This is a genomic window from Heliomicrobium sulfidophilum, from assembly GCF_057715735.1.
In genome coordinates this window covers 520,001-543,253 of sequence record NZ_JBVTZZ010000005.1, presented here as the reverse complement: position 1 = coordinate 543,253, position 23,253 = coordinate 520,001, and the positions used below count along the sequence as shown (strand labels likewise).

The window sequence follows — 23,253 nt, the reverse complement described above, 5'->3', positions numbered from 1 at the left end:
AGGCAGCCTGAAATGGTTTGGTTTGCAACAGAATTGAACCCTTTTGAAAAAGTCAGGGGTGGATAGGGTCGGGCGCGGTTTGAGCGGAGCGGCGAAAAGCAAGCGCAGGCGGTGGAGCGTCAAGGGCGCCACGGTTCACATGCAGAAAAGCCCAGAGGTTTGGCGCCCGAGCGGAACCGCCGGAGCGAGCCGCCGCGGAGCTCTTAGCGCCCGGCCCTAGCCACCCCGCGACGAAGCGGATAGAGTTCCTAATATTGCGATAACCAGATCACGAAAGCAGCGACTAACGCCCTAAATCCAGGGCGACAAACATAGGGAGGATAACATGAGCCAGTTAAACAACAAACCCCTCGTCGGCATCATCATGGGCAGCGATTCTGACCTGAAGGTCATGAAAGATGCTGCCGAAGCCCTCGAAGAATTCGGTGTCAAGTCCGAAATGATTGTCGCCTCGGCCCACCGCACGCCCGATCGCGCTGCCCGTTACGCCCAGACGGCGGAAGAGCGCGGCCTGGAGGTGCTCATCGCCGGCGCCGGCATGGCGGCCCACCTGCCTGGTGTCATCGCCGCCTTCACCGTCCTGCCTGTCATCGGCGTTCCCCTGCAATCGGGCGCGCTCCGCGGCTGGGACAGCCTCCTCGCCATCGCCCAGATGCCCCCTGGCGTCCCTGTGGCAACGGTAGCCGTCGATGGCGCCAAAAACGCCGGACTGCTGGCCGTCCAGATCCTCGGCGGCAAACACCCCAACCTGCGGGAGAAATTCAAAGCCTACAAGGAAAAAATGGTCCGCCAAGTGGAAAAGAAAGATGCAAATTTGGGGGAGCCGAGACCGGTTTTTTAGGGTATAATAGAGTTTGGGATTGAACGATTGTTTTTCAAAACTTGAGGGAAGTGCAGCTCAGGGTTCCGCGTGATACGGTCTGGACCGAGCGCTGCAAAAAGGGGTCAACGGACGATGTTTACCCTTTTTACACCGGAGGGAGAAAAGCCCAGGCGGATAGGTTCCTTGCATTGGCAAGGCGGGAATCTATCTGCCCGGGCTTTGCTTTTTGCAAAAATGTAGCGCCAAGCAGGCAGAGACCGTCCTTTCAGAGGAGGACGGCGCAGAAATCAGGAGGGGTACAAGGATGATCGAACGTTATACACTCAAAGAAATGGGCGCCATCTGGGCCGACGAAAACCGCTTTCGCAAATGGCTCGACGTCGAGGTGGCTGCTTGCGAGGCCTTGGCCGTGCTGGGCAAAATCCCCCAGGAGGCTTTTGAAGCCATCCGCGACAAAGCCGACTTTAACGTCCAGCGCATCCTCGAAATCGAAGAAGTGACCAAACACGACGTGCTCGCTTTCCTCACCAACGTGGCCGAGTATGTCGGTGAGGAATCGAAATACATCCACATGGGCATGACCTCTTCCGACGTACTCGACACCTCCCTGTCCTTGCAGATGCGCGAGGCCGGCGAGATCATCCTCCAGAAGCTGAAGAAGCTGCGCGAGGTCATCGGTGAGCGGGCCAAAGAGCACAAGTACACCGTCATGGTTGGCCGCACCCACGGCATCCATGCCGAGCCGGTCACCTTCGGCCTCAAGCTGGCCCTCTGGTATGACGAGGTGGGCCGCTGCATCAAGCGGATGAACCACGCCATCGACACGATCAGCGTCGGCGCCATCTCTGGTGCGGTAGGCACCTTCGCCCAGATCGATCCCTTTGTCGAAGAATACGCCTGCCGCAAGCTGGGTCTTCGCCCCGCCCCCATCTCCACCCAGGTCATCCAGCGGGACCGCCACGCCGAATACATGACCACACTGGCCGTTATCGGTTCGTCGCTGGACAAGTTCGCTACGGAGTTTCGCAACCTGCAGCGCACCGACATCCATGAAGTGGAAGAAGCCTTCTCCAAAGGTCAAAAAGGCTCCTCGGCCATGCCCCACAAGAAAAACCCGATCACCTCGGAGCGCGTCGCCGGCCTGGCCCGGGTGCTTCGCGGCAACGCCTTGGCGGCCATGGAGAACGTGGCCCTCTGGCATGAGCGGGACATCACCCACTCTTCGGTGGAGCGCGTTATTATTCCCGATTCGACGATCCTCCTTGACTACATGCTGGCCAAGATGATCGACATCGTCGCCAACCTAAACGTCTTCCCTGAAAACATGCAAAAGAACCTGGAAAAAACCCTCGGCCTCGTCAACAGCCAGCGGGTCATGCTCGCCCTCGTCGACAAGGGCGCCCTCCGCGAGACGGCCTACCACTGGGTCCAGCGCAACGCCCTCAAGGCCTGGGAAGTCAAGCGGCCCTTCAAAGAACTTGTTCTCGAAGACAGCGAGATCATGGAAAAACTGAGCCCCGCTGAAGTGGAAGGCCTCTTCGATTACGACTACCACATCAAGCATGTGGACACCCTCTTCAAGCGGGTCGGTCTGTAAGTCATACTGATATCGTAACAAGCGGCGAGACAAAGACGACATGAAATGTAACCATACCGTAACCTTAAAATACGCGACAACGGAAAGGTAACCATAGGCAGTGTGGTTGTGCAGAAGCGAAGAAAGGGGAGTCAGGTCCATGTCCGAACGGAGCAAACTGGAGCAGATCTATGAAGGAAAAGCCAAAAAGGTATTCCGGACCGAAAGCCCGGACATCTATTGGATCGAGTACAAGGACTCGGCGACAGCCTTCAACGGCGAGAAGAAGGCGGAGATCGAGAACAAAGGTGTTCTCAACAACCGCATCTCGGCCCTCTTTTTTCAATACCTGGCCAAGCAAGGGGTTCCCTCCCATTTCGTCGAACTGATCAACGACCGGGAGATGCTCGTCAAATCCCTCCAGATCATCCCCGTCGAGGTGGTCGCCCGCAACATTGTCGCCGGCTCTTTGGCCAAGCGTGTTGGTCAGCCGGAAGGCACGCCGCTGGCGAAACCGGTCCTCGAGTTTTACTACAAGGACGACGCCCTCGGCGACCCCATGATCAACGAATACCACATCGACGCCATGGGATGGGCCACATCGGAGCAGATGGATGCCGTCAAGGCCATCGCCCTCAAAGTCAATGACATCCTCAAGGAATTTCTGGCCGGTTTGAACATCGACCTCGTCGACTTTAAGCTCGAGTTTGGCCTCCATAACGGCGAGGTGCTCCTGGGCGACGAAATCTCGCCCGACACCTGCCGCTTCTGGGACAGTCGGACGAAGGAAAAGCTGGATAAGGACCGTTTCCGCCGCGACCTGGGCGGCCTCGAAGAGGCCTACCAGGAGATCCTGAAACGCCTGGAGAGCAAACTGAAAGGGTAACCCATGGTTAAAGCGAAGATCGTTATCACCGTCAAAGTCGGCTTTCGCGATCCCCAGCGCGAGGCGCTTGAAGCGCGGCTCCGGGAGGCGGGCGAGGAATCGGCGGAGCCCACTGTGCCAGCCAAATCGACGCGTCCTGCCAAGTCGGCGTTACCGGCGATATCTGCTGCCCCAACTGCGCAGAACAGACAGACCCCGTCAGCCGCGCCGACCATGCCGTCCGCGCAAGCCGTGCCGACCGGACTCCGAACAGGTCGCTATGTCGAGTTTCTCCTCGATACGGATGATGTGGAGGCGGCTCGGCGACAGGCGGAAGACTTCTGCCGCCAACGGTTGATCAATGAGGTCTTGGAAGCTTTCACCTGTGAGATTGAACCCTTGTCAAACTAAAACCACCGGCGGGAGGCCTATCATGTCATACGAATGCACCCACGAGCTTCCTTGGGACAAGATGGAGGAAGAGTGCGGCGTTCTCGGGATCTATGGGCCCGGCAAAGACGTGGCCCGGTTGGCGTACTTCGGCCTCTTCGCCCTCCAGCACCGCGGGCAGGAGAGCGCCGGCATCGCTGTCGGCAATGACCAGGAGATCCTTTTCCACAAGGGCATGGGCCTGGTCACGGAAGCCTTTGACGAGCGGAAGCTGAAGGAACTGCAAGGGAACGTGGCCATCGGCCATGTGCGCTACTCGACGACCGGTTCGAGCCTGCTCGCCAACGCCCAGCCTCTGATCTTCCGCTACAGCAAGGGCATGATGGCGGTGGCCCACAACGGCAACCTGACCAATGCGGCAGAGATGCGCCACAACCTGGCTGGCACTGGCGCCATCTTTCAGACGACGACCGACACGGAGGTTGTCGTTAACCTGCTGGCCCGCTACGGCCAGTCTTCCCTGGAAGAAGCCTTGATTAAAACGATGATCGACATCAAAGGCTCCTACTCGCTGCTGGTCATGACGGAAAAACGGCTCCTGGCCGTCCGCGACCCCCACGGCGTCCGCCCCCTCTGCCTCGGCCGCCTGGGCGACGCCTATGTGGTCGCCTCCGAGTCCTGCGCCCTGGACACCCTGGGCGCCGACTTTGTCCGTGACATCGAGCCGGGCGAGATCATCTCCATCGACGAAAACGGCCTCGTCTCCCTGAAGGCGTTGACCCAGCCGCGCCGGGCCGCTTGCATTTTTGAATACATCTACTTCGCCCGCCCTGACTCGGTCATCGACGGTATCAGCGTCAACCAGGCCCGCCGGGCCATGGGCCGCCAACTGGCCCGGGAGTGCAAGATCGACGCCGACATCGTTATTGGCGTTCCCGACTCGGGCACAGCGGCCGCCATGGGCTACTCCCTCGAATCAGGCATCCCCTTTGACCAGGGATTGATGAAAAACCGCTATGTGGGCCGCACCTTTATCCAACCCACCCAGGAGATCCGCGCCCAGTCGGTGCGCCTCAAGCTGAACGCCATCGCCAAGGCGGTGGAAGGCAAGCGGGTGATCATGATCGACGACTCCATCGTCCGCGGCACCACGAGCGGCAAGATCGTCCAGATGCTGCGCCACGCCGGGGCGAAAGAGGTGCACATGCTCGTCTCCTCGCCGCCGATCACCCATCCCTGCTACTATGGCATCGACACGTCCGTCCGCAAGGAACTAGTAGCGGCCACCAAAACGATTGACGAGATCCGCCAGATGATCGGCGCCGAAAGCCTGCACTACCTCTCCCAGGAGGGGCTCCTGCGGGCCATGACGGAACAGAACCCCGACATCGCCGATGAAAATTACTGCATGGCTTGTTTCTGCGGCAGTTACCCCATTGAAATCCCCATCGGTTTGGACAAGTATGCTATGGAAGGCTGCGGCTGCTAGGAGGTACCCATGACGGAGCAACAAAAACAGGCAGGCCTGACCTACGCCCAGGCGGGTGTCGATATCACCGCCGGCAACCGGGCTGTCGAACTGATGAAAGGCCAGGTCCGGAGCACCTTCCGGCCTGAGGTACTGACCGACATCGGCGGTTTCGGCGGCCTCTTCGCCCTCAACGCCCGCAAGTATGAAGAACCGGTTCTCGTCTCTGGCACCGACGGTGTGGGCACCAAGTTGCGCGTGGCCATGCTGATGGATCGCCACGACACGATCGGCATCGACTGTGTGGCCATGTGCGCCAATGACATCCTCGTCCAGGGCGCCGAGCCGCTCTTTTTCCTCGACTACCTGGCTGTCGGCAAACTGGTTCCCGAAAAGGTGGCCGCCATCGTCTCCGGCGTCGCCGAGGGCTGCCGCCAGGCCGGCTGTGCCCTCATCGGCGGCGAAACGGCCGAGATGCCCGGTTTTTACGCTGAAGAGGATTATGATGTGGCCGGTTTTTGCGTCGGCGTGGCTGACCGCAAAAAGCTGATCGACGGCTCGGCCATCCGCCCCGGCGATGTGATGCTCGCCATCCCCTCGTCAGGCTTGCACAGCAACGGCTACTCACTGGCCCGCAAGGTCTTTTTCGACCATGCCGGCCACAGCGTTGACACCTTCCTGCCCGAACTCGGCAAAACCGTCGGCGAGGAACTGCTGACGCCGACACGCATCTATGTCAAACCGGTCCTCGCCCTCCTCGAAAAGGTGGCCGTCAAGGGCATGGCCCACATCACCGGCGGTGGTCTGACGGAAAACATACCCCGTGTCCTGCCGGCAGGAACCCAGGCCGCAATTGAAATGGGAAGCTGGCCCGCGCCACCCGTGTTTTCAGTGCTCCAGGCCAAGGGCAATGTGGCTGGCGCTGAGATGCTGCGCACTTTTAACTGCGGCATCGGTTTCGTCCTCGTCGTCTCCCCCGAGGAGGCGGATCAGGCTGTCAATATCTTGACGGCGATGGGGGAAACCTGTCACCGTATCGGCGTCATCGAAGCGAGCGCCCGTGGCGTCGAGGCCGCGCCGGAGGTTGTCTACCATGGCGCGATGGCTTGGGAGCGGGGGGAGGCCGAATGACGCTGAAGCTCGGCGTCCTCGCCTCCGGTCGGGGCTCCAACCTGCAAGCCGTCCTCGACGCCATTGACGCTGGACGCCTTGACGCCCAGGTCGTCATGGTCCTCTCCAACCGCCAGGACGCCTTGGCGCTGGAGCGGGCGGCGTCGCGCGGCATCCCTGCGGTTCACCTGCCGCCGTCAGACTACCCCCGACGGCCCGACTATGACCGCAAGCTGGCCGAACTGCTGAAAAGCGCTGGCGCTGATGCGCTGCTGCTGGCTGGCTACATGCGGCTGATCACGACAGAACTGCTGGAGGCCTTCCCCGGCCGGATCATCAACATCCACCCGGCCCTGTTGCCCGCCTTTCCCGGCCTGCACGCCCAGCGCCAGGCCATCGAGCATGGCGTGCGCTTTTCTGGATGCACCATCCACTTTGTCGATGAAGGCCTTGACTCGGGGCCGATCATCCTCCAGGCGGTCGTCCCCGTCCTCTCTGACGACAATGAAGATACCTTGGCTGCCCGTATTTTAAAGGAAGAGCACCGCATCCTGCCGGAGGCGTTGCAACTGATGGCCGAAGACCGGCTGAAGATCGAAGGTCGGCGGGTCATCATCGAGTAAAGGCTGTTTTCTTTTAGCCGCACAAGATGATCTTTCGCAGTCATCCCGGATTTTACCGGTCCATTCAGCCCTTTCTCTGACCGAAACAAGGGAGGTAAACCATGAACCGTCGCGCCCTCATCAGTGTCTCCGACAAGACCGGCGTCGTGGAATTCGCCCGGGGCTTGGCGGAGCTCGGTTTTGAAATCGTCTCCACCGGCGGTACATACAAGACGATCAAGGCCGCCGGCGTTCCCGTCACCTATGTCACGGAGATCACCGGCTTTCCCGAGATCCTTGACGGCCGTGTCAAGACGCTCCACCCCAAAGTGCACGGCGGCATCTTAGCCCGCCGGACGCCGGAACACCTGGGCCAGCTGGAGACCCACGCCATCGTCCCCATCGATGTGGTGGCCGTGAACCTCTACCCCTTCCGGGAGACCGTCGCCAAACCGGGCGTGACCCGGGAAGAGGCGGTCGAGAACATCGACATCGGCGGACCGGCCATGGTCCGGGCGTCGGCGAAAAACCACGAGTCTGTGGCCATCGTCGTCAACCCCGCCCGCTACGCCGCTGTGCTTTCTGAACTGCAACAGAAGGGCGCTGTCTCCGAAGCGACTCGCCGCGCCCTGGCCCGGGAAGCCTTCGCCCACACGGCCGAGTATGACGCCGCCATCGCCGCTTATCTGGCCGCCGAAGAGGGGGAGGGCGATCCCTTCGCTGGCATCTTCGCTCCTGGCAAGGTGGAAAAGGTGCAAGACCTGCGCTATGGTGAAAACCCGCACCAGAAGGCCGCCTTTTACCGCGAAAGCGATTATCAGGGCGCCGGCGCTGGAACGGCGAAGCAACTCTGGGGCAAGGAACTGTCTTTCAACAACCTTCTCGACCTGAACGCTGCCATGGAATTGGCCCGCGAATTCGACGGGCCCGCTGCTGCCATCATCAAGCACAACAATCCCTGCGGCGTCGCCGTCGCAGCTACTTTAAAAGAAGCCTATGAAAAGGCTTTCGCCGCCGACCCCGTGTCCGCTTTTGGCGGCATCATCGCTTTCAACAGCGCCGTCGACGCCGACACCGCCGCTGAGGTCGTCAAGACCTTCATGGAGGCCGTCATCGCACCCGCCTTCACGGAAGCGGCGCTGGAGATCCTCCAGCAGAAAAAAGGCCTGCGCATCATGGAAGTCGGTCCTCTCGCCAGCAGCGACCCGGCCACAGCCGATGTGAAGAAGATCCGTGGCGGCTTCCTCGTTCAAGAAGCCGACCTGGGCACAGTTTCCGCCGACCAGCTCCAGGTCGTCACCGAACGAGCGCCTGAAGACGGGGAATTGGCTGACCTCCTCTTCGCCTGGAAGGTCGTCAAGCACGTCAAGTCCAACGCCATCGTCATCGCCAAAGACGGCGTGGCCATCGGTGTCGGCGCCGGCCAAATGAACCGCGTCGGCTCGGCTCAGATCGCGCTGGAACAGGCGAAGGCCTCACAAGCGCTCGGCGGCGGCAGCAGCGAGGGCGACAACGATCGCCCGGCCTCGCAAGGCGCCGTACTCGCCTCAGACGCCTTCCTTCCCTTCAAAGACACGGTGGAAACGGCCGCCCAGTACGGGATCCGCGCTGTCATCCAGCCGGGCGGTTCGGTCCGTGACGCCGAATCGATCGAAGCCTGCAACCGTCTCGGCGTCGCCATGGTCTTCACCGGAATGCGCCACTTTAAGCACTAAGGGGGTAGACAGGTGAAGCAATTAAAATCAAAGGGACTGAAAGTCCTCGTCGTCGGCGGCGGCGGCCGTGAACATGCCCTTGTCTGGAAACTGAAGCAGAGCCCTCGCGTCGCCGAAATCTATTGCGCTCCCGGCAACGCCGGCATCGCCCAAATCGCGCACTGTATTGACATCAAAGCCGATGACGTAACGGGACTGCTGACCTTTGCCTGGGAAAAGCGTATCGACCTGACCGTCGTGGGACCGGAAGCGCCCTTGTCGGCAGGAATCGTCGATGTCTTCAACGACCATGAGATCCCCATCTTCGGCCCCACGAAAAAGGCGGCCGAGATCGAGGGCTCCAAAGCCTTCGCCAAGGATCTGATGGAGAAGTACAACATCCCGACAGCCGCCTACGGCGTTTTCACTGAGATCGAGCCGGCTCTCCAGTTCATCGATGAACTTGTCGCCACCCGCCCGGCGAAAACGGGCTGCCCTTGTGTCGTCAAAGCCGACGGCCTGGCCGCCGGCAAGGGCGTCATCGTCGCCGCCGATGTGGCCGAAGCGAAAGACGCCGTCCGGTCCATGCTGGAAGGCAACGCCTTCGGCGACGCCGGACGGCGCGTCGTCATCGAGGAATTCATGGAAGGCGAGGAAGTGAGCATCCTGGCCTTCACCGACGGCGACCATGTAATCCCCATGGTGTCGGCTCAGGACCACAAGCGCATCTTCGACGGCGACCAGGGGCCGAACACGGGGGGCATGGGCGCCTACTCGCCAGCGCCTGTCTATACGGAAGAACTGGCCCACGAGGTTGAAAAGACCATCCTGCTGCCCACCATCCAGGCCATGAATGCAGAAGGACGGCCATATCGGGGTGTCCTCTACGCCGGATTAATGATCACCGCCCAGGGGCCGAAGGTGCTCGAATACAACGCCCGTTTCGGCGACCCCGAGACCCAGCCGGTGCTCATGCGCATGCAGACCGACCTGGTCGACGTCATCGAAGCCATCCTGGCCAAGCGCCTTGATCAGCAGCCTGTTGACTGGATTGGAGACGCCACCGTCTGTGTCGTCATGGCGGCCGGCGGCTATCCGGGGGATTACGAAAAAGGCAAAACCATCTCGGGGCTCACTGAGGTACTGCCTGGCGTCGAGGTCTTTCACGCCGGCACCGTCGCCAAAGACGACCAGATCGTCACAGCCGGCGGCCGCGTCCTCGGCGTAACAGCGAAAGGTCCGACCATCCGGGAAGCCATCGACCTGGCCTACCGGCAGGTGGAGCGGATCCAATTTGAGGGTGTGCAGTTTCGCAGGGACATCGGCCGTCGCGCTCTGGAGCGACTGTAAGAGCTGGCAGGGATGAAAAGGCGCAGAAAGAGCCATCCTAATCTTCGAAAGCAATCGAAGGAGGGATGGCATTGCGTCCTCTGCGCGAGATCATGACCCGCAGCATTTCCGCTGCCCGACCTGACGAAACCGTCATCGAGGCCGCTCGCATCATGTCCAAGCTCAATGTCGGCGCTGTCCCTGTCGTGGAAGGTCAGAAGTGTGTCGGCATTATCACCGACCGGGACATCGTCCTGCGCGTCGTCGCCAAAGGAATGGATCCCCGCGGCACGACCGTTCAGACAGCGATGACCAAAGATCCGCTCACCGGCACGCCTGACATGGATGTCCACGCCGCCGCCGATCTGATGTCAGAGAAACAGATCCGTCGTTTGCCCATCATTGAAAACGACCGGCTTGTCGGCATCGTTTCACTGGGCGACCTGGCCGTGAAGAACATCTATCGCAATGAAGCCGGCGACGCCCTCGGTGAGATCTCCGAACCGTCAAGGCCGATGTGACGCAAGACTGTCTGTGAGACACCTATGCCGTTGATGCGGAACCGACGAATTATAGAAACAAGCAATCGAAGCATATAAAGCACTGAAGGAAAAGCCGGCCAAGCAGCCGGTTTTTTCGCGCAAAAAAACCTCCGTGATACTGCGCGGAGGCTTATCTCAGACCAGAGAGAGCAATTGTGGTCACAATTTTTCGGCCAATTGAGCCAGCTTTCTGCCGGCCTCGTTGAGCACCTCGACCATGCCGGCGATGTCTTGCGTGGCTCTGGCTTGTTCCTCGGCAACAGTGCTGTTTTGCAGAACACCGTCGGAGACCTTTTCAATGTTGCCTTTGAACTGCGACAGCAGGGCGTTGATTTCGCGGGCAGAACCGCCGCTTTCCTCGGCGAGCTTGCGAACCTCATTGGCCACCACTGCGAATCCCCGGCCTTGTTCGCCGGCACGAGCCGCTTCGATAGAGGCGTTGAGGCCGAGCAGTTTTGTCTGGTTGGCGATGCGCTGGATGAAGCCGATGATGTTGGTCGTTGCTTTGACATGTTCCAGCGTCTCTACGGTCACATTGGCCAAGGCCTGGCTGTTAGCGGCCAACTCCTGCGACGAGGCGGTGATCTGTTGAACCGCTGCCATGGCCCGTTCTAACGATTCGGTGATTTCGCCGATGACCGTCAGCAGTGTCCTTTTCATCTCTTCATCATGGATCATACTGGCGAGCAGCCCCGAGGCCACCTTCGCGATAGGCGTCACCAATTCCAGTTTGCCACCGATGCCGAAAGTGCCGATCTTGACGCCGTCTACCTTGACGGCAAGATTAATGCCTACCTTGACAGTGCCGCCCGAGTTGATCTCGTCTTCCTTAGTGATGGCGATGGAATCGATGTCGCTGGTCATGATTTTCTTGGAACCGGCATGGATATTGCCTACTCGGGTATGGCTGGAATCAGCGATGATGCGACCCGTAGTGTCACAGACGATGGAATGGAATCCGGTCTGCCGGTGAATGAATTCAGTAAGTTCGACGGCTGTTTGTTCAGTCAGAACCATCGGTGCACGCTCCTTTTAAAAGCAAACCGGTCTAGACCGGTCCACAAAAAGACCTTTTTACGATATTTCGACAATATAGCGATTGATCCCTCTATCACTATGGGAAAATCGATGATCTTCTCGTATGTATTTGATGCTATCGGTAGGCCTTAATTGCGGAAGGGTAGGACCCGGTTGCCTTCTTTAGGAGAACCGGGTCCTTTTTTCTCAATGAACAGAAGAAATATCACCCTTTGCCTGGAGAAAGCCTTCGCTGGAGAACAGGCATGATGAAGCGGTCCAGGCCGATCGCCCAGGCGACGGGACTGGCGGTGAGCAGGAGAAGCTGCAAGCACGAACAAGCAACCTGAACAGCGCCATGTTCGACCGTCTGAGGATATCCACTTCAGGAAGTCTCCTTTCGTCATATGATCTCTGGGGATGTTCCCGATGAGGAGCAGTGCGTGACGGAACAAGCCATCATGGTTAGAATGCGCTCCCCCGAAAAAAACATGTAAAAAAAATCTGCCGGTTTTCCATCGTGTCTGCCGGCTGCGGCCCCGGTGCCGTGACCATGTCGGCTGGTTCGCCCCGATCATCTTCCTGATGCCCCCATCCAGGCCACAACCATTCCAGGAAGGTCTTCTTCACCGGCGCCTGATGGACGTATTGAACAACACCGTCGGCAATTTTTTGGGCGAGGGCGTTGCGGAAATCATGCTTTACGAAGAGCGCCCGGTCCTGGGGGCTGGTGATAAAACCCATCTCCACGATAACCGACGGCATCTTGACATATTCAAAGACGAAGTAGTCGCCGGCGTAGGGTTGATGGCGGTAGATCTCGCCCCGCTTGGCATAATCGGCGTAAAAGCCGTTCAACTCCTTTTGCAGGATATGGGCCAGTTCCTTGGAGTGGTCAGTATAAGGCGTTTTAGGATGGTAGAGGAGGATGGCGCCGCGCATTTTGGGGTCGCGGGCGGAGTTGATATGCAGGCTCAAGAGCAGATCCGCCTTTTGGTCATTGGCCCAGCGGACCCGGTTGGTCAGATCAGTCCGATAACGCTGGGGGTGATCGGGCGCTAGACCGCTGAGGTCGACATCACTCTCGCGGCTGAGCAGGACTGTAGCCCCTAATTCTTCTAAGCGGGGTTTCAGGGCGAGGGCCATGTCGAGGTTGACCGTCTTTTCCAGGAAGCCTTCCTTGGTGTTCGTGCCGCTGTCGATCCCGCCGTGGCCCACATCGATGAGGAGCTTTTTGCCATCAAGGGGCAGTTTTTCCGGCGATGGTCCAGGCGGCTGCTCGCTGGGGTGAAGGTAGACGTAGGCGCCTGCAGCCGCAATCAAGCAGGCGGCAATGACAAAGAGGAGAAAAAGTGTTCTCCGCCGGACCAGCAAAAATCGAGTCATGCCGAAGAGGCGACTGATCCGACCCATCCGACCCATCCGACCCATCCGACCCATCCCGATGCCTCCCATCGCGCAAACTGGATCGTTTAGGGCGCCAGCTTGAACACGCCTATGGCGGGATTAAATATAAACTCTAAACTCCGCCTAGAAAAAATTACGCCCTACAGGAGTAACAAAGACTAAAAAAACAACAGCCCCCCAAGTGATCGGCTTGGGGGGCATACTTATCGGCTGACCGGTGTGGCGATCCTCCCTTCGTCATCATGATGGCGGCAATGGCCATTCTCTTCATGGCCGTCCGGTTCCCCATCCAACTCGTAGAGGAAACGCCGCAATTCCTCGTCCCAACTGCGTAGAAGGACCTGCTTTCCGATGTAGGCGCCGTCCTTGCCGGTAAACTTCATCACCGTCACCTCCTGGTTACAGGCTTATGTGACGGCGAGACCCTTTAAGGCAGGAAAAAAAGCAAAAAAAAACGCTCCTCCCGCGTAAGCGGAAAGAACGAGTGGGGGAAGCGTTACGAACAGGCAGCCACGCTTTCGTTGTTGTTTTCAGATGCAGGAGCGGAAACAGTGGAAGCGGCGATGGCAACCTTAGCAGCGGCGGCAGACGTCGGGGCAACCTTGGCGCCTCTCGATACACGGGTCACCTTTGCGGCGGCCTTGGCGCTCCGGACGCGCTTCAGGAAGGGCTGCACATTGTGCATATTCGTCTCGTCACTGGACTCTGCCGTGACAGGAGTGACTTTTCGGCGCAGGCGTCCATACTCACGGGAGCCCCATCGGCTCAAGGCGTCATCTTCGTGGACGCTCAAGGTCACGTTGTGGATATTGGGGTAAATCTTCTTCAGGCGACGCTGGATCTCATATTTTACGTCTTCCGCTTCCGCGACAGACATGTCTTCCGGCAGTTCGATCGTGCCGTCCACATCAAGGTACGAGCCTTCCTGGACGACATCCAGTTCATAGAGGTCTTCTACACCCTCGACCTCCATGATCGCTTCGCCGATCTCATCGACAACCTCTTCTGGCGCCGTATAGCCGATGAGGCCTTTGGCATTCTCCCAGGCGATCTTGAGGGCGATCCCGAAGAGCAGAACGCCGATGGCGACGCCGGCCAAACCATCGCCCCAGGGAGCGATGCCCAGATGGGAAAGGGTGATCCCGGAACTGGCAATGACGATGGCCACCGTGGCCAGGAGATCTTCGAAGAAGACGAGGCGCGTTTCCGGCGAGGCGAGGTGGTATTTGGCGAAGGACAGGCGGACGAGGGCGAAGCCCCGGGCATCTGATTCCGCCTCCCGGCCGATGTCTTTCATGGCCTGGTAGAGCACAAAGCCGTCCACTAGCAAAGAGGCGAAAAGGACAGCCTGGTTCCACCAGAAGCCGGAGACAGGGTGGGGGTTCACGATGGCGCCGTAGGCCGACTGAATCGTGCGTAAGGCGTTGAAGGCCATGAAGAGGGCAACGAAGAGAACGATCAGGTTGGACAGGCGGCCGAAGCCGTTGGGGAAAGTGGATGTGGGCTTGCGGGCGGCAAAGACAGATCCGGTGAAGACGGCCGCCTGGGCGGAACCGTCGTTGAAGCTGTGGACCGCTTCCGCTTGCATGGCCGGGGAACCGGTCGCCGTAAAGGCGACCCATTTGAGCAGGGCGAGAAGGTAGTTTCCAAGGGCGCTCTGGAGCGCCGTGAAGTTGGCCTGTTTCAGCAAGGCAACTGCTTGCTTACCCAAGTAGTTTTTTCCTCTCCTTTTACCTGTGGGGAGGACGGACAACGACGGGTGATGCCTGAACCAGGAGGAAGGGAGACGGTTCGTTGTCTGCGCCCGTTGAAAGAACAACAAAAATGACCGGTATGGTATCAATGTATTGATAGCGGTTCACTTTTAATCCCTATTGTAAACGATTTTTGCTGTCTCTTCCATCGGCCGAATCGGGCAAGAAAGCGACAGATGGCGGAATTCCGGCGTCTGGAAGCATTCCGCACAGGTGAAGGCGATCTTCTTGCCTGCTAGCGAGGAATCTCTAGGTCTCTCAACGTTTTACTAATAAAAGGTGTTGACAAAGGCCGTGTATTTTGTATAAAGGGCGGGTTTTTCTGTGGAATGCCGGAACAGCAGGGTGCCCCCGGCAGGGATCTAGACTTCGCCCAGCCAGCATATTGGGATCTCTGGCAGGCGCTGGGCGCTTTTCCGCAAAGACATCGCTGGTCGCCGATTGTACCGAATAGTACAATTGCATTGTGTCGATAGTTCTTACATTATCTCACAGGAAAACAAAAGTACAGTAAGGAGCAATGCGACAATGTCCAAACTGAGACAAAAGGCGATCGCCGCCGCCTTGGCCGTGATCGTCCTGTCAGGGGCCGGATACGGATACTATGCTCGTGAGTCGGCTGCCCGGGAGAACGCCCAAGCCGTCCAGTACAGCCTTGTCGAGCGGGGGGATGTGACAGAAACCATCTCCGCCTCCGGCACGATCCAGACACCTCAGCAGATCAAGCTGAGCTTCACCTCCGGCGGCGCCCGACTGACGTCTGTCACCGTCAAGGTGGGTGACCGTGTCCAGGCCGGACAGACGCTGGCCACCCTTGATGACGCCAATGCCCGCGCCCAACTCGCCAGCGCCCAGGCGAACGTGGCTTCGGCCCAGGCCAAGTTGGAACAAACGCGCCGCGGCGCCGCAGCCGAGGCGATCGCCCTCCAGCAGGCCAACGTGGACAAGGCGAAGGCCTCCTGGGTCGGCGCCAAGCAGGCTTACGAAAACCAACTCGTCCTCTATAATGACCGCAGTGCCGCCCAGCAGGCCGTCGTCAACGCCCAGAACCAGGTTGACACGACGGCGATTCAATTGCGCAACGCCCAGGCCGGCCTGGACGCCGCCAAAGCGAAATTGGCCGCCGCCCAGGAGGGACCCTCTGATGCGACCTTGAACGCCGCCCGGACCGCCGTCGAGGTGGCCGAACGTCTCTTGTCCATCGCCGAGGAACAGTTGGACAACGCTCGTGATCAGTTGAATGACGCTTACGGCGTGCCGGGGCCGAGCGGTCCGGACGGGTTGCCCACAGCCAACACGGCTGCCATTCGTCAAGCCGAATCGGTCTATCACCAGGCCCAGTCCTCTTACAACCAGTCGAGAGTCAATTTGGCCAACGCCAAGAAGCAACTGGACGACCTGCAAGCCGGTCCGGACGCCAACATGCTCGCCCAGACGCAGGCCGCTGTCAACCAGGCTCAAGCCTCGGTGGACCAGGCTCAGGCCAGCCACAACGCGGCCAAACAGGCCTTGACCTATGCCCAGCAAAACTATGAAAACCGCAATCAGGCTAAGGCCCAACTCGATCAGGTCAAAAACAGCCTCGAGCAGGCCGAAGCAGCCTACAACGCGACAGTGGCCCAGATGAACCAGACCCTGGCGCCGCCTGATAGTGCCGCCGTTTCGGCTGCCCAGGCGACGGTCGCCCAGGCTGTCGCTTCGCTCCGCCAGCAGGAGGTGGCCCTCAACAACCTGAAATTGACGGCCCCCATCGACGCCATCGTCGCCCAGGTGAACGGCAATGTGGGCGAGCTTCCCGCCGCCACAACGCCCCTCATCGTCCTAAACGACGCCAACGGCGACAACCTGCAGGTGATGGCCCAGATCAGCCAGAGCGATGTAGGCAAGATTCAGGGAGGTCAGCCGGCGGAATTCACCGTTTCCACCTACCCGGACAAGATCTTTAAAGGCGCCGTGCTCAAGGTGTATCCGGAAGCCGTCACGACCAACGGCGTCACCAGCTACAACGTGCAACTCTCTGTGGACAATGCGGAAGGTCTCCTCAAGCCCGGCATGACCACAAGCGTCACCATCACCACGGGCGCTCATAAAAGTGTCATCTTTGTTCCTGCTCAGGCGCTGAAGGAGCAAAACGGGGTCACTGGCGTGTACGTCGCGCCGGACAGCATCGTAGGGGGGCAGGACGCTCAAGCCGCTCCGGCGGATCAATCCGCCCAGAATAGCCGCTCAAACAAAAACGCCGCCCCGGTCTTCCGCCCCGTCGCCACCGGCCTCTTCTCCACCGACCGCGTGGAGATCATCTCGGGCCTCACTGAAGGCGAGCGATACGCCCTCTCCATCGCCACGACGGAGAAAAAAGCCTCCACCGGCGCCATTAACTTCGGCGCGGCGAAGTCGACGAGCGTCGGCACCGCCGCCGTCAAAACCGGGGGAGGGAAGTAGCCATGCACCCCGTCATCCGCCTTGAGGACATCGAAAAACACTACCGCATCGGCGATCAGGAGATCCGGGCGTTGCGCGGCGTCAGCCTCGAGATCCAGGAGGGCGAGTTCGTCGCCATCATGGGCCCCTCCGGCTCGGGCAAGTCGACGATGATGAACGTCATCGGCTGCCTGGACAAGCCTTCTGTCGGTGAATACTACCTGGACGGTCAAGCCGTTTCCCAAGCCTCTGAGGACGAACTGGCCCATATCCGCAACAAAAAAATCGGCTTCATCTTCCAGAGCTTTAACCTGCTCGCCCGGACCGAAGCTGTCGAAAACGTGGAACTGCCCATGCTCTATGCCGGCGTCAGCGCCAAGGAGCGGCGTCAGCGGGCGCTGGACGCCTTGGAAGCGGTGGGCCTCGCCAACCGGATCCACAACAAGCCGAACGAGCTTTCCGGCGGCCAGCAGCAGCGCGTCTCCATCGCCCGTGCCCTCGCCAACGACCCTGTCATCCTGCTGGCTGACGAGCCGACGGGCGCGCTGGATTCCAAGACGACGACAGAGATCCTGAGCATCTTTCAGCAACTGAATGACGCCGGCAAGACCGTAATCGTCGTCACCCACGAAGCCGAAGTGGCCGAACACGCCAAGCGGGTCGTACGCTTCCTTGACGGTCAGATCATCGAGGACAGCCCCGTCGCCCAGCGTCGGCTGGCCGGCAATGGGGAAATTGGGGGCTGGGACACTGGAAGCGGGGACGCCGGCAGCAGGAAGGCTAGCAACGGGGAGGTGGCCTGAGCATGAACATCGGGGAGACACTCCGCCTGGCCTTTCGCAGCGTCAAAGTGAACAAGATGCGTTCTTTCCTAACAGCCCTTGGCATCATCATCGGCGTTTCCGCCGTAATCACCCTCGTCGCCATCGGCCAGGGCGCTTCCAGCAGCATCACCGACCAGATCGAGGGCCTCGGCAGCAACCTCTTGATCGTCACCCCCGGCCAGGCCTCCCAGGGCGGCGTCCGCATGGGCGCCGGCACACTGAACACCCTGACGCTGGAAGACGCCAACGCCATCGCCAAGCTTCGCACCGTGTCTGCCGTCTCCCCCAGCGTGACCAAACAGGCGCAGCTGGTCTACCGCAACCAGAACATGAGCGCTACCGTCGAGGGCACCAGCGCCGACTATCCCCGTGTCCGCAGCACGGAACTGCAAGCGGGACGCTTTTTCACCAAGTATGAGGCTCAGGGGCAGTCTAATGTGGCCATCGTTGGCGCCAATGTGGTGGAAAACCTCTTCGGCGACCGCGACGCCAGCGTCATTGGTCAGAAGATTGAGATCAAGCAGATCCCCTTCGCCATCGTCGGCGTCCTGGAGAGCCAGGGCGGTGGCATGACCAACAACGATGACCGCGTCTTTGTTCCTGTCACCACGGCCATGAACCGCCTCTTTGGCTTGACCAAGGTCAACACCATCTACGTATCGGCACAGTCAACGGACGTCATCGACCAGACCCAGGCAGAAGTGACATCGACCCTGCGCATCCAGCACAACCTTTCAACCAAAGAGGACAGCGACTTCTCCATCACCTCCCAAGCCCAGATCCTGAACACCGCTCAGGGGATCACCGGCATCATGACATCACTGCTAGCCGGCATCGCCGCCATCTCCCTCATCGTCGGTGGCATCGGCACCATGAACATCATGCTCGTCTCCGTCACCGAGCGCACCCGTGAGATTGGCATCCGCAAAGCCATCGGCGCCACCCGCGGCGTTATCCTGCGCCAGTTTCTGATTGAGTCCATCGTCCTGAGCCTCGCCGGCGGCATCATCGGCATCCTCATCGGTGTTGGCGGTTCCCAACTGATCGGCAGCGCCACCGCCTTGACGACCAAAGTGACATTGACGCCGGTGCTCTTCTCCTTCTTCTTCTCCATGCTCGTCGGCGTCGTCTTCGGGGTGTACCCGGCCAGGAAGGCGGCAAGTTTGCATCCGATTGATGCATTGCGGTATGAGTAAAGCAGTATCAAGCTTTGTGTTACGCTCTGTCCTCTCTTAAGGGCAGGCAGTTGCATCATGGTTTAGTCGAATTGCATTAGAGACGCAAAAACGCCCGCAAGGTAATTTCCTGCGGGCGTTTTTATTCATGGGCCGAAGCGATGACAGGGCTTTTCGTCTTGACATCGTCGTAGTATCGGTATAACTGATTCCCTGCCGATTGCTCCCTGTGTGGAAGGAAACCTGCTGCCGCGGGTCGAAACCTGTAGGGGGCGTCCAACCCGAGGCTCCTATGATTTTTTGTTCCATCGACCACGTTCTATTTGACAACAGGCGATTTCAACCCTGCTGGATTTAGTTTTAATTTTTCAACTCACTAATGTTTAATATAATTCCAGGTTTTTTTGAAAAAAATATAGTCAAAACCTAACGTGTTATGGTACGCTTTCACTAGCCTTTCAGTGTTCTTTTTTTAATCTTTTACTTGACTTTTCTAGCGCTGTTTGGACCTTACCCCCACCGAAATGCCAATAAACAAAGCCAGAGGCGATGGTAAAATAAGATTGCCGGGGATGATCCGCATGATTGAAAGCAAAGTGAGTCAGAGTTGCAGTGGACCGGATCAATTTGCGGAAGAAGAACTGCGCGCGATTGCGGAAAGCACTTTTGACGCCATATTCATCTGCTCACTCGACGGGGTGCTCACCCGGATAACGCCCAGCGACGCCAGGCGAAACAGCCGGCTCGACGGGTTATTGGGCTGTTCGGTAAACGATGTTGTCCACCCTGACGATCTGCCTGCCGTCAAAGCTTTTTTCAGCAAGGTCAAGCGTCTGGGCGCTGTTCGGCCTGGTCCCGAGTTTCGATTGCGCCAGCCCGATGGCGGGTGGCGGTGGTATCATGCCAACGCCGCGCTGGTCTGGGGCGTTGACGGGGAACCACTCTACATTACTGGTGTCGCTAGGGACTTGAGCGAATTAAAAGACACGGAAAAGCACCTGAAGCACCTGGCCACCCATGATTACCTGACGGGCATCCCGAACCGCTACTTCTTCGACGGCGCCCTCTCCCGGGCACGGCGGATGGCGAGGGAGGGAACTGCCAGTTCCCTGCTGCTCATCGATGTCGATAAATTCAATCTCGTCAACGACCTGCTCGATCATGACATGGGCGATCGGATGTTGATCAACCTGTCGCGGTTGCTAAAGAGTCAAATCCAGCGCGACGATGTGCTGGCCCGCCTGAGCGGCGACGAGTTTGGCCTGTTGCTGCATGGTGTTGCCGAAGCGGAGGCGGAACAGGTGGCCCGGCACCTCTGCCGCCTTGTGAAGGACCGCGATCTCTGCCCTGTTCTCGAGGGGTGCGATCTGCGCTTCACCGTCAGTATCGGCGTCGCCGAGCTTAACGGTCACCAGGATGTGCGTCAGGTTTTGAGCCGGGCCGGGGCGGCGTTGCACATGGCAAAAATGGCGGGGCGCAGTCAGGTCGTTGTCGCCTTCGCCAATGAGCGCATGTTTTCCCGCTTGGAAGAGACGAGCCGCCTGATCCAGATTGTTCGCGACGCTGACCGCGAGGGACGGTTTCAGCTTTTTTTCATGCCGGTCGTCCGCAGCATCGATGGCATGGTCGAACATTATGAAGCGCTCCTGCGGCTGCGTGACGGAAACGGTCAGTTGATCTTGCCATCCACCTTCATCCCTGTAGCCGAGAGTTTCGGTTTGATGGGCGACATCGAGCGATGGGTCGTCACCGAGGCGGTTTGTTTTTTGGAGAAAAGTCCCCAACTCCGGCTTTATGTCAACCTTTCTGGGGAAAGTCTGGGGGATAAGGAGATCTTGATTTTTATCGAAGAGATCGTCCAGAAAACGCCGGCGATTCATGGCAGGCTCGGCTTTGAAATCACCGAGACAGCCGCCATCCGGGACCTCATGTCGGCGGAACAGTGGGTGCAGAAGCTGCGCAGTCTGGGATGCCGCTTTGCCCTGGACGACTTCGGCAGCGGCTACTCCTCGATCGCCTATTTGAACAGATTGCCGGTGGACTTTATCAAGATTGACGGCTCTTTCGTCCGGTCGATCGATCAGGATCCGCAACGTTGCGCCTTGGTCAAGGGGATCAATCAACTGGTCCATTCCCTCGGGAAGATGACCATCTGCGAGTGCGTCGAGAACGACCGCATCTGGCAACTCATCCGCGAGATGGGCATCGAGTACGGTCAGGGCTTTTTCCTAGGCGAACCGTCGCCGCTGCCTCAGGACATGGTCAGCGAGTCGAACCCCTTGGAAATGAGCCCTTCAAGCATGGAATAATCAGAACGATGCCTAACAGGCCCGCCTTTTTCCGCGAGGATTTCGGCGGGCTTCGTTTTTCTCTGAGAAATCGCTGTGCATGCAGGAGCTTGAGCGGTGGGGAAGAATAATGGTGAATGAACGATCAAAGAAAGAATGGAGCAATCTTTATGAACCAAGCCAAAGCACAGGGCTCTGTTGCGCCGTTGTGGACCAAGAGCTTCATTTTTATCTGCCTGACGAACCTCTTCATGTTCACGAGCTTCTATTTTCTCTTGCCCACACTGCCTGTGTTCGTTACCAGCGGTCTCGGCGGCGATGAGAGCAGCGTAGGGTATATCATCGGCATCCTGTCTTTGACGGCGGTCATGGTTCGTCCCCTTTCCGGCTACTTGCTCGACGCCATCGGTCGAAAAAAAGTGCTCTTTCTGGCGCTCAGCGCCTTTTGCCTGGCAACAGCGGCCTACCAGATCGTCGCCGGTCTGACAGCGCTTTTTCTGCTGCGGGCGCTGCACGGAATGACCTGGGGCTTCACCACGACCGGCGCCGGCACGGTGGCTGCTGATGTGGTCCCGGCCCAGCGGCGGGGGGAGGGTTTGGGCTACTACGGGCTTTCCAACACGCTGGCCATGGCCGCCGGTCCCAGCCTGGGGCTTTTCGTTCTCGACAAGGGCGGCTTTCCGGCGCTTTTCGGGGTCAGTCTTCTATTGGCCGTCTTGGGGTTGCTCAGCTTAGCTGGCGTTTCCTATGAGGCGCCCCGTGGAGAGGCGCTACGAGGGCAGGCGGGTGAAGCAGGACGCGTCCAGAAAGGGAGATCCGAAGAAGGAACTGAGGAGGCGAACAAAAAAAAGGCCGGCCTGTCCCTGGCCAACCTTTTCGAACCGGCCGTATTTTCTTTATCCGGTGTGATGGGCGTTATCGCCATCGTCTACGGTGGGATTGTTTCTTTCATTACGTTGCTGGCGAAGGAGATCGGCGTGCCCAACGCTGGCGTCTACTTCCTTATCTACGCCTTGACCCTGCTGGTCATCCGCCCGTGGGCTGGACGGGCCTTTGACCGCCAGGGGCCGAAACAGATCATGATGATCGGTTTTATCGCCATGGTCATCGCTTTCCTGTTGCTCTTTTTTGCCAAAGGAATCGGACTCTTTGTGCTTTCCGCCGTGGCCATGGGCGTTGGCTTCGGCATCGTTCAGCCGACCTTGATGGCCATGGCCATCAACCGGGTCCCGCCCTTCCGGCGGGGCGCGGCAAACGGCACCCTCATGAGCGCCTTCGACTTGGGCATCGGGCTTGGCTCCATTGTGCTCGGCTATGTGTCCAAACTGGCGGGCCTTTCCGGCATGTACCTGGCCTGCGCCGCCATCATCGTGATACCGGCGCTGCTCTTTTTCCGACTTGGCGAAGAAGTGACTGCGAAATAACGAAGATAATGAAGCCCGCCCATTGGCGGGCTGATTTGCTGGTAGCTGTTAATCCCGTCTGAGTTCCTCCACCATCGGTTGAAGACAGCGCAGTTGGAAAGCCTTTTGCGCAGTCTCTCCGAGATCGCCGGTCAGGGAGTAATTGGCCCAGGCGTTGACAGGGGCGCCGACGACAGGCAGGAAGCCGAGCAGTTTACGCGTGTCGATGCCGTCGCGATATTCCAAATAAAATCTTCGCCAGTTGAAGGCGCTGTTATCTGGGCTTAGGGTGGTCACCGGCAGGCGGTCCCAGCGGCGGACTGTCTCGTAGACTTCGCGCTGCACATCGCCGGAAGCGAAGGCCAGGAGAAAAACATGGACCAGGTAATTTCGTTCCTGGGGCGTGCGCGCATCGTAACCGTAGAGCCAAGCCATCTCTTGCAGCATCTTTAGCTTAATGGTGATCAGGGCAGGGAAGTCGATGGCGGATAGGACGGCGCCGCCCATGCCGGTGCCTGCGCCTTCTACGGCAGCGATCTTCTTATATTTATCGATAATGCGCTTC

20 protein-coding genes (1 of these 20 running past the window's edge) are annotated in these 23,253 nt (G+C 59.0%); 15 read left to right on the top strand and 5 right to left on the bottom strand.

Annotated elements, in window-relative coordinates:
* The first annotated feature begins 325 nt into the window (after positions 1-325).
* The 10 genes from purE (at position 326) to AC0CW1_RS08245 (ending at position 10,378) form a co-directional block, all read left to right on the top strand.
* Positions 326-841 carry a 5-(carboxyamino)imidazole ribonucleotide mutase gene (gene purE, locus AC0CW1_RS08290; protein ID WP_488182596.1) on the top strand — a complete coding sequence of 172 codons (516 nt, stop codon included), beginning with the start codon at positions 326-328 and terminating at the stop codon, positions 839-841.
* A 286-nt stretch (positions 842-1,127) separates the two neighbouring features.
* Positions 1,128-2,420, top strand: coding sequence for an adenylosuccinate lyase (gene purB, locus AC0CW1_RS08285; RefSeq protein WP_488182595.1), 1,293 nt, complete (start codon positions 1,128-1,130; stop codon positions 2,418-2,420).
* A gap of 139 nt (positions 2,421-2,559) precedes the next feature.
* The gene (gene purC, locus AC0CW1_RS08280) at positions 2,560-3,285 is read left to right on the top strand and encodes a phosphoribosylaminoimidazolesuccinocarboxamide synthase (protein ID WP_488182594.1); all 726 of its coding nucleotides are present in this window, start codon (positions 2,560-2,562) and stop codon (positions 3,283-3,285) included.
* Between the two features lie 3 nt (positions 3,286-3,288).
* Positions 3,289-3,675, top strand: a complete 387-nt coding sequence (locus tag AC0CW1_RS08275) for a phosphoribosylformylglycinamidine synthase subunit PurS (RefSeq protein WP_488182593.1) — start codon at positions 3,289-3,291, stop codon at positions 3,673-3,675.
* A 22-nt stretch (positions 3,676-3,697) separates the two neighbouring features.
* Positions 3,698-5,143, top strand: coding sequence for an amidophosphoribosyltransferase (gene purF, locus AC0CW1_RS08270; protein WP_488182592.1), 1,446 nt, complete (start codon positions 3,698-3,700; stop codon positions 5,141-5,143).
* 9 nt (positions 5,144-5,152) lie between these two features.
* On the top strand, positions 5,153-6,253 hold the full coding sequence (purM, locus tag AC0CW1_RS08265; RefSeq protein WP_488182591.1) for a phosphoribosylformylglycinamidine cyclo-ligase: 1,101 nt from the start codon (positions 5,153-5,155) through the stop codon (positions 6,251-6,253).
* Positions 6,250-6,855, top strand: coding sequence for a phosphoribosylglycinamide formyltransferase (gene purN, locus AC0CW1_RS08260; protein ID WP_488182590.1), 606 nt, complete (start codon positions 6,250-6,252; stop codon positions 6,853-6,855). Before purM ends, purN begins: the two co-directional genes overlap by 4 nt.
* A 101-nt stretch (positions 6,856-6,956) precedes the next feature.
* Positions 6,957-8,549 carry a bifunctional phosphoribosylaminoimidazolecarboxamide formyltransferase/IMP cyclohydrolase gene (purH, locus tag AC0CW1_RS08255; protein ID WP_488182589.1) on the top strand — a complete coding sequence of 531 codons (1,593 nt, stop codon included), beginning with the start codon at positions 6,957-6,959 and terminating at the stop codon, positions 8,547-8,549.
* Positions 8,550-8,585: 36 nt separating this feature from the next.
* Positions 8,586-9,878, top strand: coding sequence for a phosphoribosylamine--glycine ligase (gene purD, locus AC0CW1_RS08250; RefSeq protein ID WP_488184116.1), 1,293 nt, complete (start codon positions 8,586-8,588; stop codon positions 9,876-9,878).
* Positions 9,879-9,943: 65 nt separating this feature from the next.
* Positions 9,944-10,378: a CBS domain-containing protein gene (locus AC0CW1_RS08245; RefSeq protein ID WP_488182588.1), complete on the top strand. Its 435-nt coding sequence runs from the start codon at positions 9,944-9,946 to the stop codon at positions 10,376-10,378.
* A 180-nt stretch (positions 10,379-10,558) separates the two neighbouring features.
* Here AC0CW1_RS08245 and AC0CW1_RS08240 read toward each other — a convergent pair whose 3' ends face one another.
* The 4 genes from AC0CW1_RS08240 to AC0CW1_RS08225 form a co-directional block, all read right to left on the bottom strand.
* Positions 10,559-11,416, bottom strand: coding sequence for a methyl-accepting chemotaxis protein (locus AC0CW1_RS08240; RefSeq protein WP_488182587.1), 858 nt, complete (start codon positions 11,414-11,416; stop codon positions 10,559-10,561).
* Between the two features lie 465 nt (positions 11,417-11,881).
* Complete coding sequence (locus AC0CW1_RS08235) at positions 11,882-12,856, bottom strand: N-acetylmuramoyl-L-alanine amidase family protein (RefSeq protein ID WP_488182586.1); 975 nt, start codon at positions 12,854-12,856, stop codon at positions 11,882-11,884.
* Between the two features lie 170 nt (positions 12,857-13,026).
* Positions 13,027-13,206, bottom strand: a complete 180-nt coding sequence (locus tag AC0CW1_RS08230) for a hypothetical protein (RefSeq protein WP_488182585.1) — start codon at positions 13,204-13,206, stop codon at positions 13,027-13,029.
* Positions 13,207-13,319: 113 nt separating this feature from the next.
* Entirely contained in the window at positions 13,320-14,534 is a 1,215-nt protein-coding gene (locus AC0CW1_RS08225) for a cation diffusion facilitator family transporter (protein WP_488182584.1), read from the bottom strand.
* Between the two features lie 571 nt (positions 14,535-15,105).
* On the opposite strand from AC0CW1_RS08225, the gene AC0CW1_RS08220 reads away from it, so the two are divergent.
* The 5 genes from AC0CW1_RS08220 to AC0CW1_RS08200 all read left to right on the top strand — a co-directional run bounded on the left by AC0CW1_RS08220 (position 15,106) and on the right by AC0CW1_RS08200 (position 22,709).
* Positions 15,106-17,019, top strand: coding sequence for a hypothetical protein (locus AC0CW1_RS08220; RefSeq protein WP_488182583.1), 1,914 nt, complete (start codon positions 15,106-15,108; stop codon positions 17,017-17,019).
* A 2-nt stretch (positions 17,020-17,021) separates the two neighbouring features.
* The gene (locus AC0CW1_RS08215) at positions 17,022-17,801 is read left to right on the top strand and encodes an ABC transporter ATP-binding protein (protein ID WP_488182582.1); all 780 of its coding nucleotides are present in this window, start codon (positions 17,022-17,024) and stop codon (positions 17,799-17,801) included.
* 2 nt (positions 17,802-17,803) lie between these two features.
* Entirely contained in the window at positions 17,804-19,018 is a 1,215-nt protein-coding gene (locus AC0CW1_RS08210; protein ID WP_488182581.1) for an ABC transporter permease, read from the top strand.
* Between the two features lie 560 nt (positions 19,019-19,578).
* Positions 19,579-21,306, top strand: coding sequence for a putative bifunctional diguanylate cyclase/phosphodiesterase (locus tag AC0CW1_RS08205; RefSeq protein ID WP_488182580.1), 1,728 nt, complete (start codon positions 19,579-19,581; stop codon positions 21,304-21,306).
* A gap of 149 nt (positions 21,307-21,455) precedes the next feature.
* The gene (locus tag AC0CW1_RS08200) at positions 21,456-22,709 is read left to right on the top strand and encodes an MFS transporter (protein WP_488182579.1); all 1,254 of its coding nucleotides are present in this window, start codon (positions 21,456-21,458) and stop codon (positions 22,707-22,709) included.
* Positions 22,710-22,757: 48 nt separating this feature from the next.
* On the opposite strand, the gene AC0CW1_RS08195 is transcribed toward AC0CW1_RS08200, so the two are convergent.
* Positions 22,758-23,253 carry the 3' portion of an EcsC family protein gene (locus AC0CW1_RS08195; protein WP_488182578.1) on the bottom strand. Its footprint extends 284 nt past the window's final position, so 496 of the gene's 780 nt are visible here — the last part of the coding sequence; its start codon lies beyond the right edge, outside the window — the gene reads right to left on this strand; the stop codon is at positions 22,758-22,760.

Bases quoted from the DNA above. Each gene is read 5' to 3' on its own strand.
- purC (WP_488182594.1), top strand. From the start codon at position 2,560: ATGTCCGAACGGAGCAAACTGGAGCAGATCTATGAAGGAAAAGCCAAA.
- AC0CW1_RS08235 (WP_488182586.1), bottom strand. From the start codon at position 12,856: ATGGGTCGGATGGGTCGGATGGGTCGGATGGGTCGGATCAGTCGCCTC.
- AC0CW1_RS08215 (WP_488182582.1), top strand. From the start codon at position 17,022: ATGCACCCCGTCATCCGCCTTGAGGACATCGAAAAACACTACCGCATC.
- purH (WP_488182589.1), top strand. From the start codon at position 6,957: ATGAACCGTCGCGCCCTCATCAGTGTCTCCGACAAGACCGGCGTCGTG.
- purE (WP_488182596.1), top strand. From the start codon at position 326: ATGAGCCAGTTAAACAACAAACCCCTCGTCGGCATCATCATGGGCAGC.
- purF (WP_488182592.1), top strand. From the start codon at position 3,698: ATGTCATACGAATGCACCCACGAGCTTCCTTGGGACAAGATGGAGGAA.
- AC0CW1_RS08205 (WP_488182580.1), top strand. From the start codon at position 19,579: ATGATTGAAAGCAAAGTGAGTCAGAGTTGCAGTGGACCGGATCAATTT.
- AC0CW1_RS08210 (WP_488182581.1), top strand. From the start codon at position 17,804: ATGAACATCGGGGAGACACTCCGCCTGGCCTTTCGCAGCGTCAAAGTG.
- AC0CW1_RS08230 (WP_488182585.1), bottom strand. From the start codon at position 13,206: ATGAAGTTTACCGGCAAGGACGGCGCCTACATCGGAAAGCAGGTCCTT.
- purM (WP_488182591.1), top strand. From the start codon at position 5,153: ATGACGGAGCAACAAAAACAGGCAGGCCTGACCTACGCCCAGGCGGGT.
- AC0CW1_RS08245 (WP_488182588.1), top strand. From the start codon at position 9,944: ATGGCATTGCGTCCTCTGCGCGAGATCATGACCCGCAGCATTTCCGCT.
- purB (WP_488182595.1), top strand. From the start codon at position 1,128: ATGATCGAACGTTATACACTCAAAGAAATGGGCGCCATCTGGGCCGAC.
- AC0CW1_RS08275 (WP_488182593.1), top strand. From the start codon at position 3,289: ATGGTTAAAGCGAAGATCGTTATCACCGTCAAAGTCGGCTTTCGCGAT.
- purN (WP_488182590.1), top strand. From the start codon at position 6,250: ATGACGCTGAAGCTCGGCGTCCTCGCCTCCGGTCGGGGCTCCAACCTG.
- AC0CW1_RS08200 (WP_488182579.1), top strand. From the start codon at position 21,456: ATGAACCAAGCCAAAGCACAGGGCTCTGTTGCGCCGTTGTGGACCAAG.
- AC0CW1_RS08220 (WP_488182583.1), top strand. From the start codon at position 15,106: ATGTCCAAACTGAGACAAAAGGCGATCGCCGCCGCCTTGGCCGTGATC.
- AC0CW1_RS08240 (WP_488182587.1), bottom strand. From the start codon at position 11,416: ATGGTTCTGACTGAACAAACAGCCGTCGAACTTACTGAATTCATTCAC.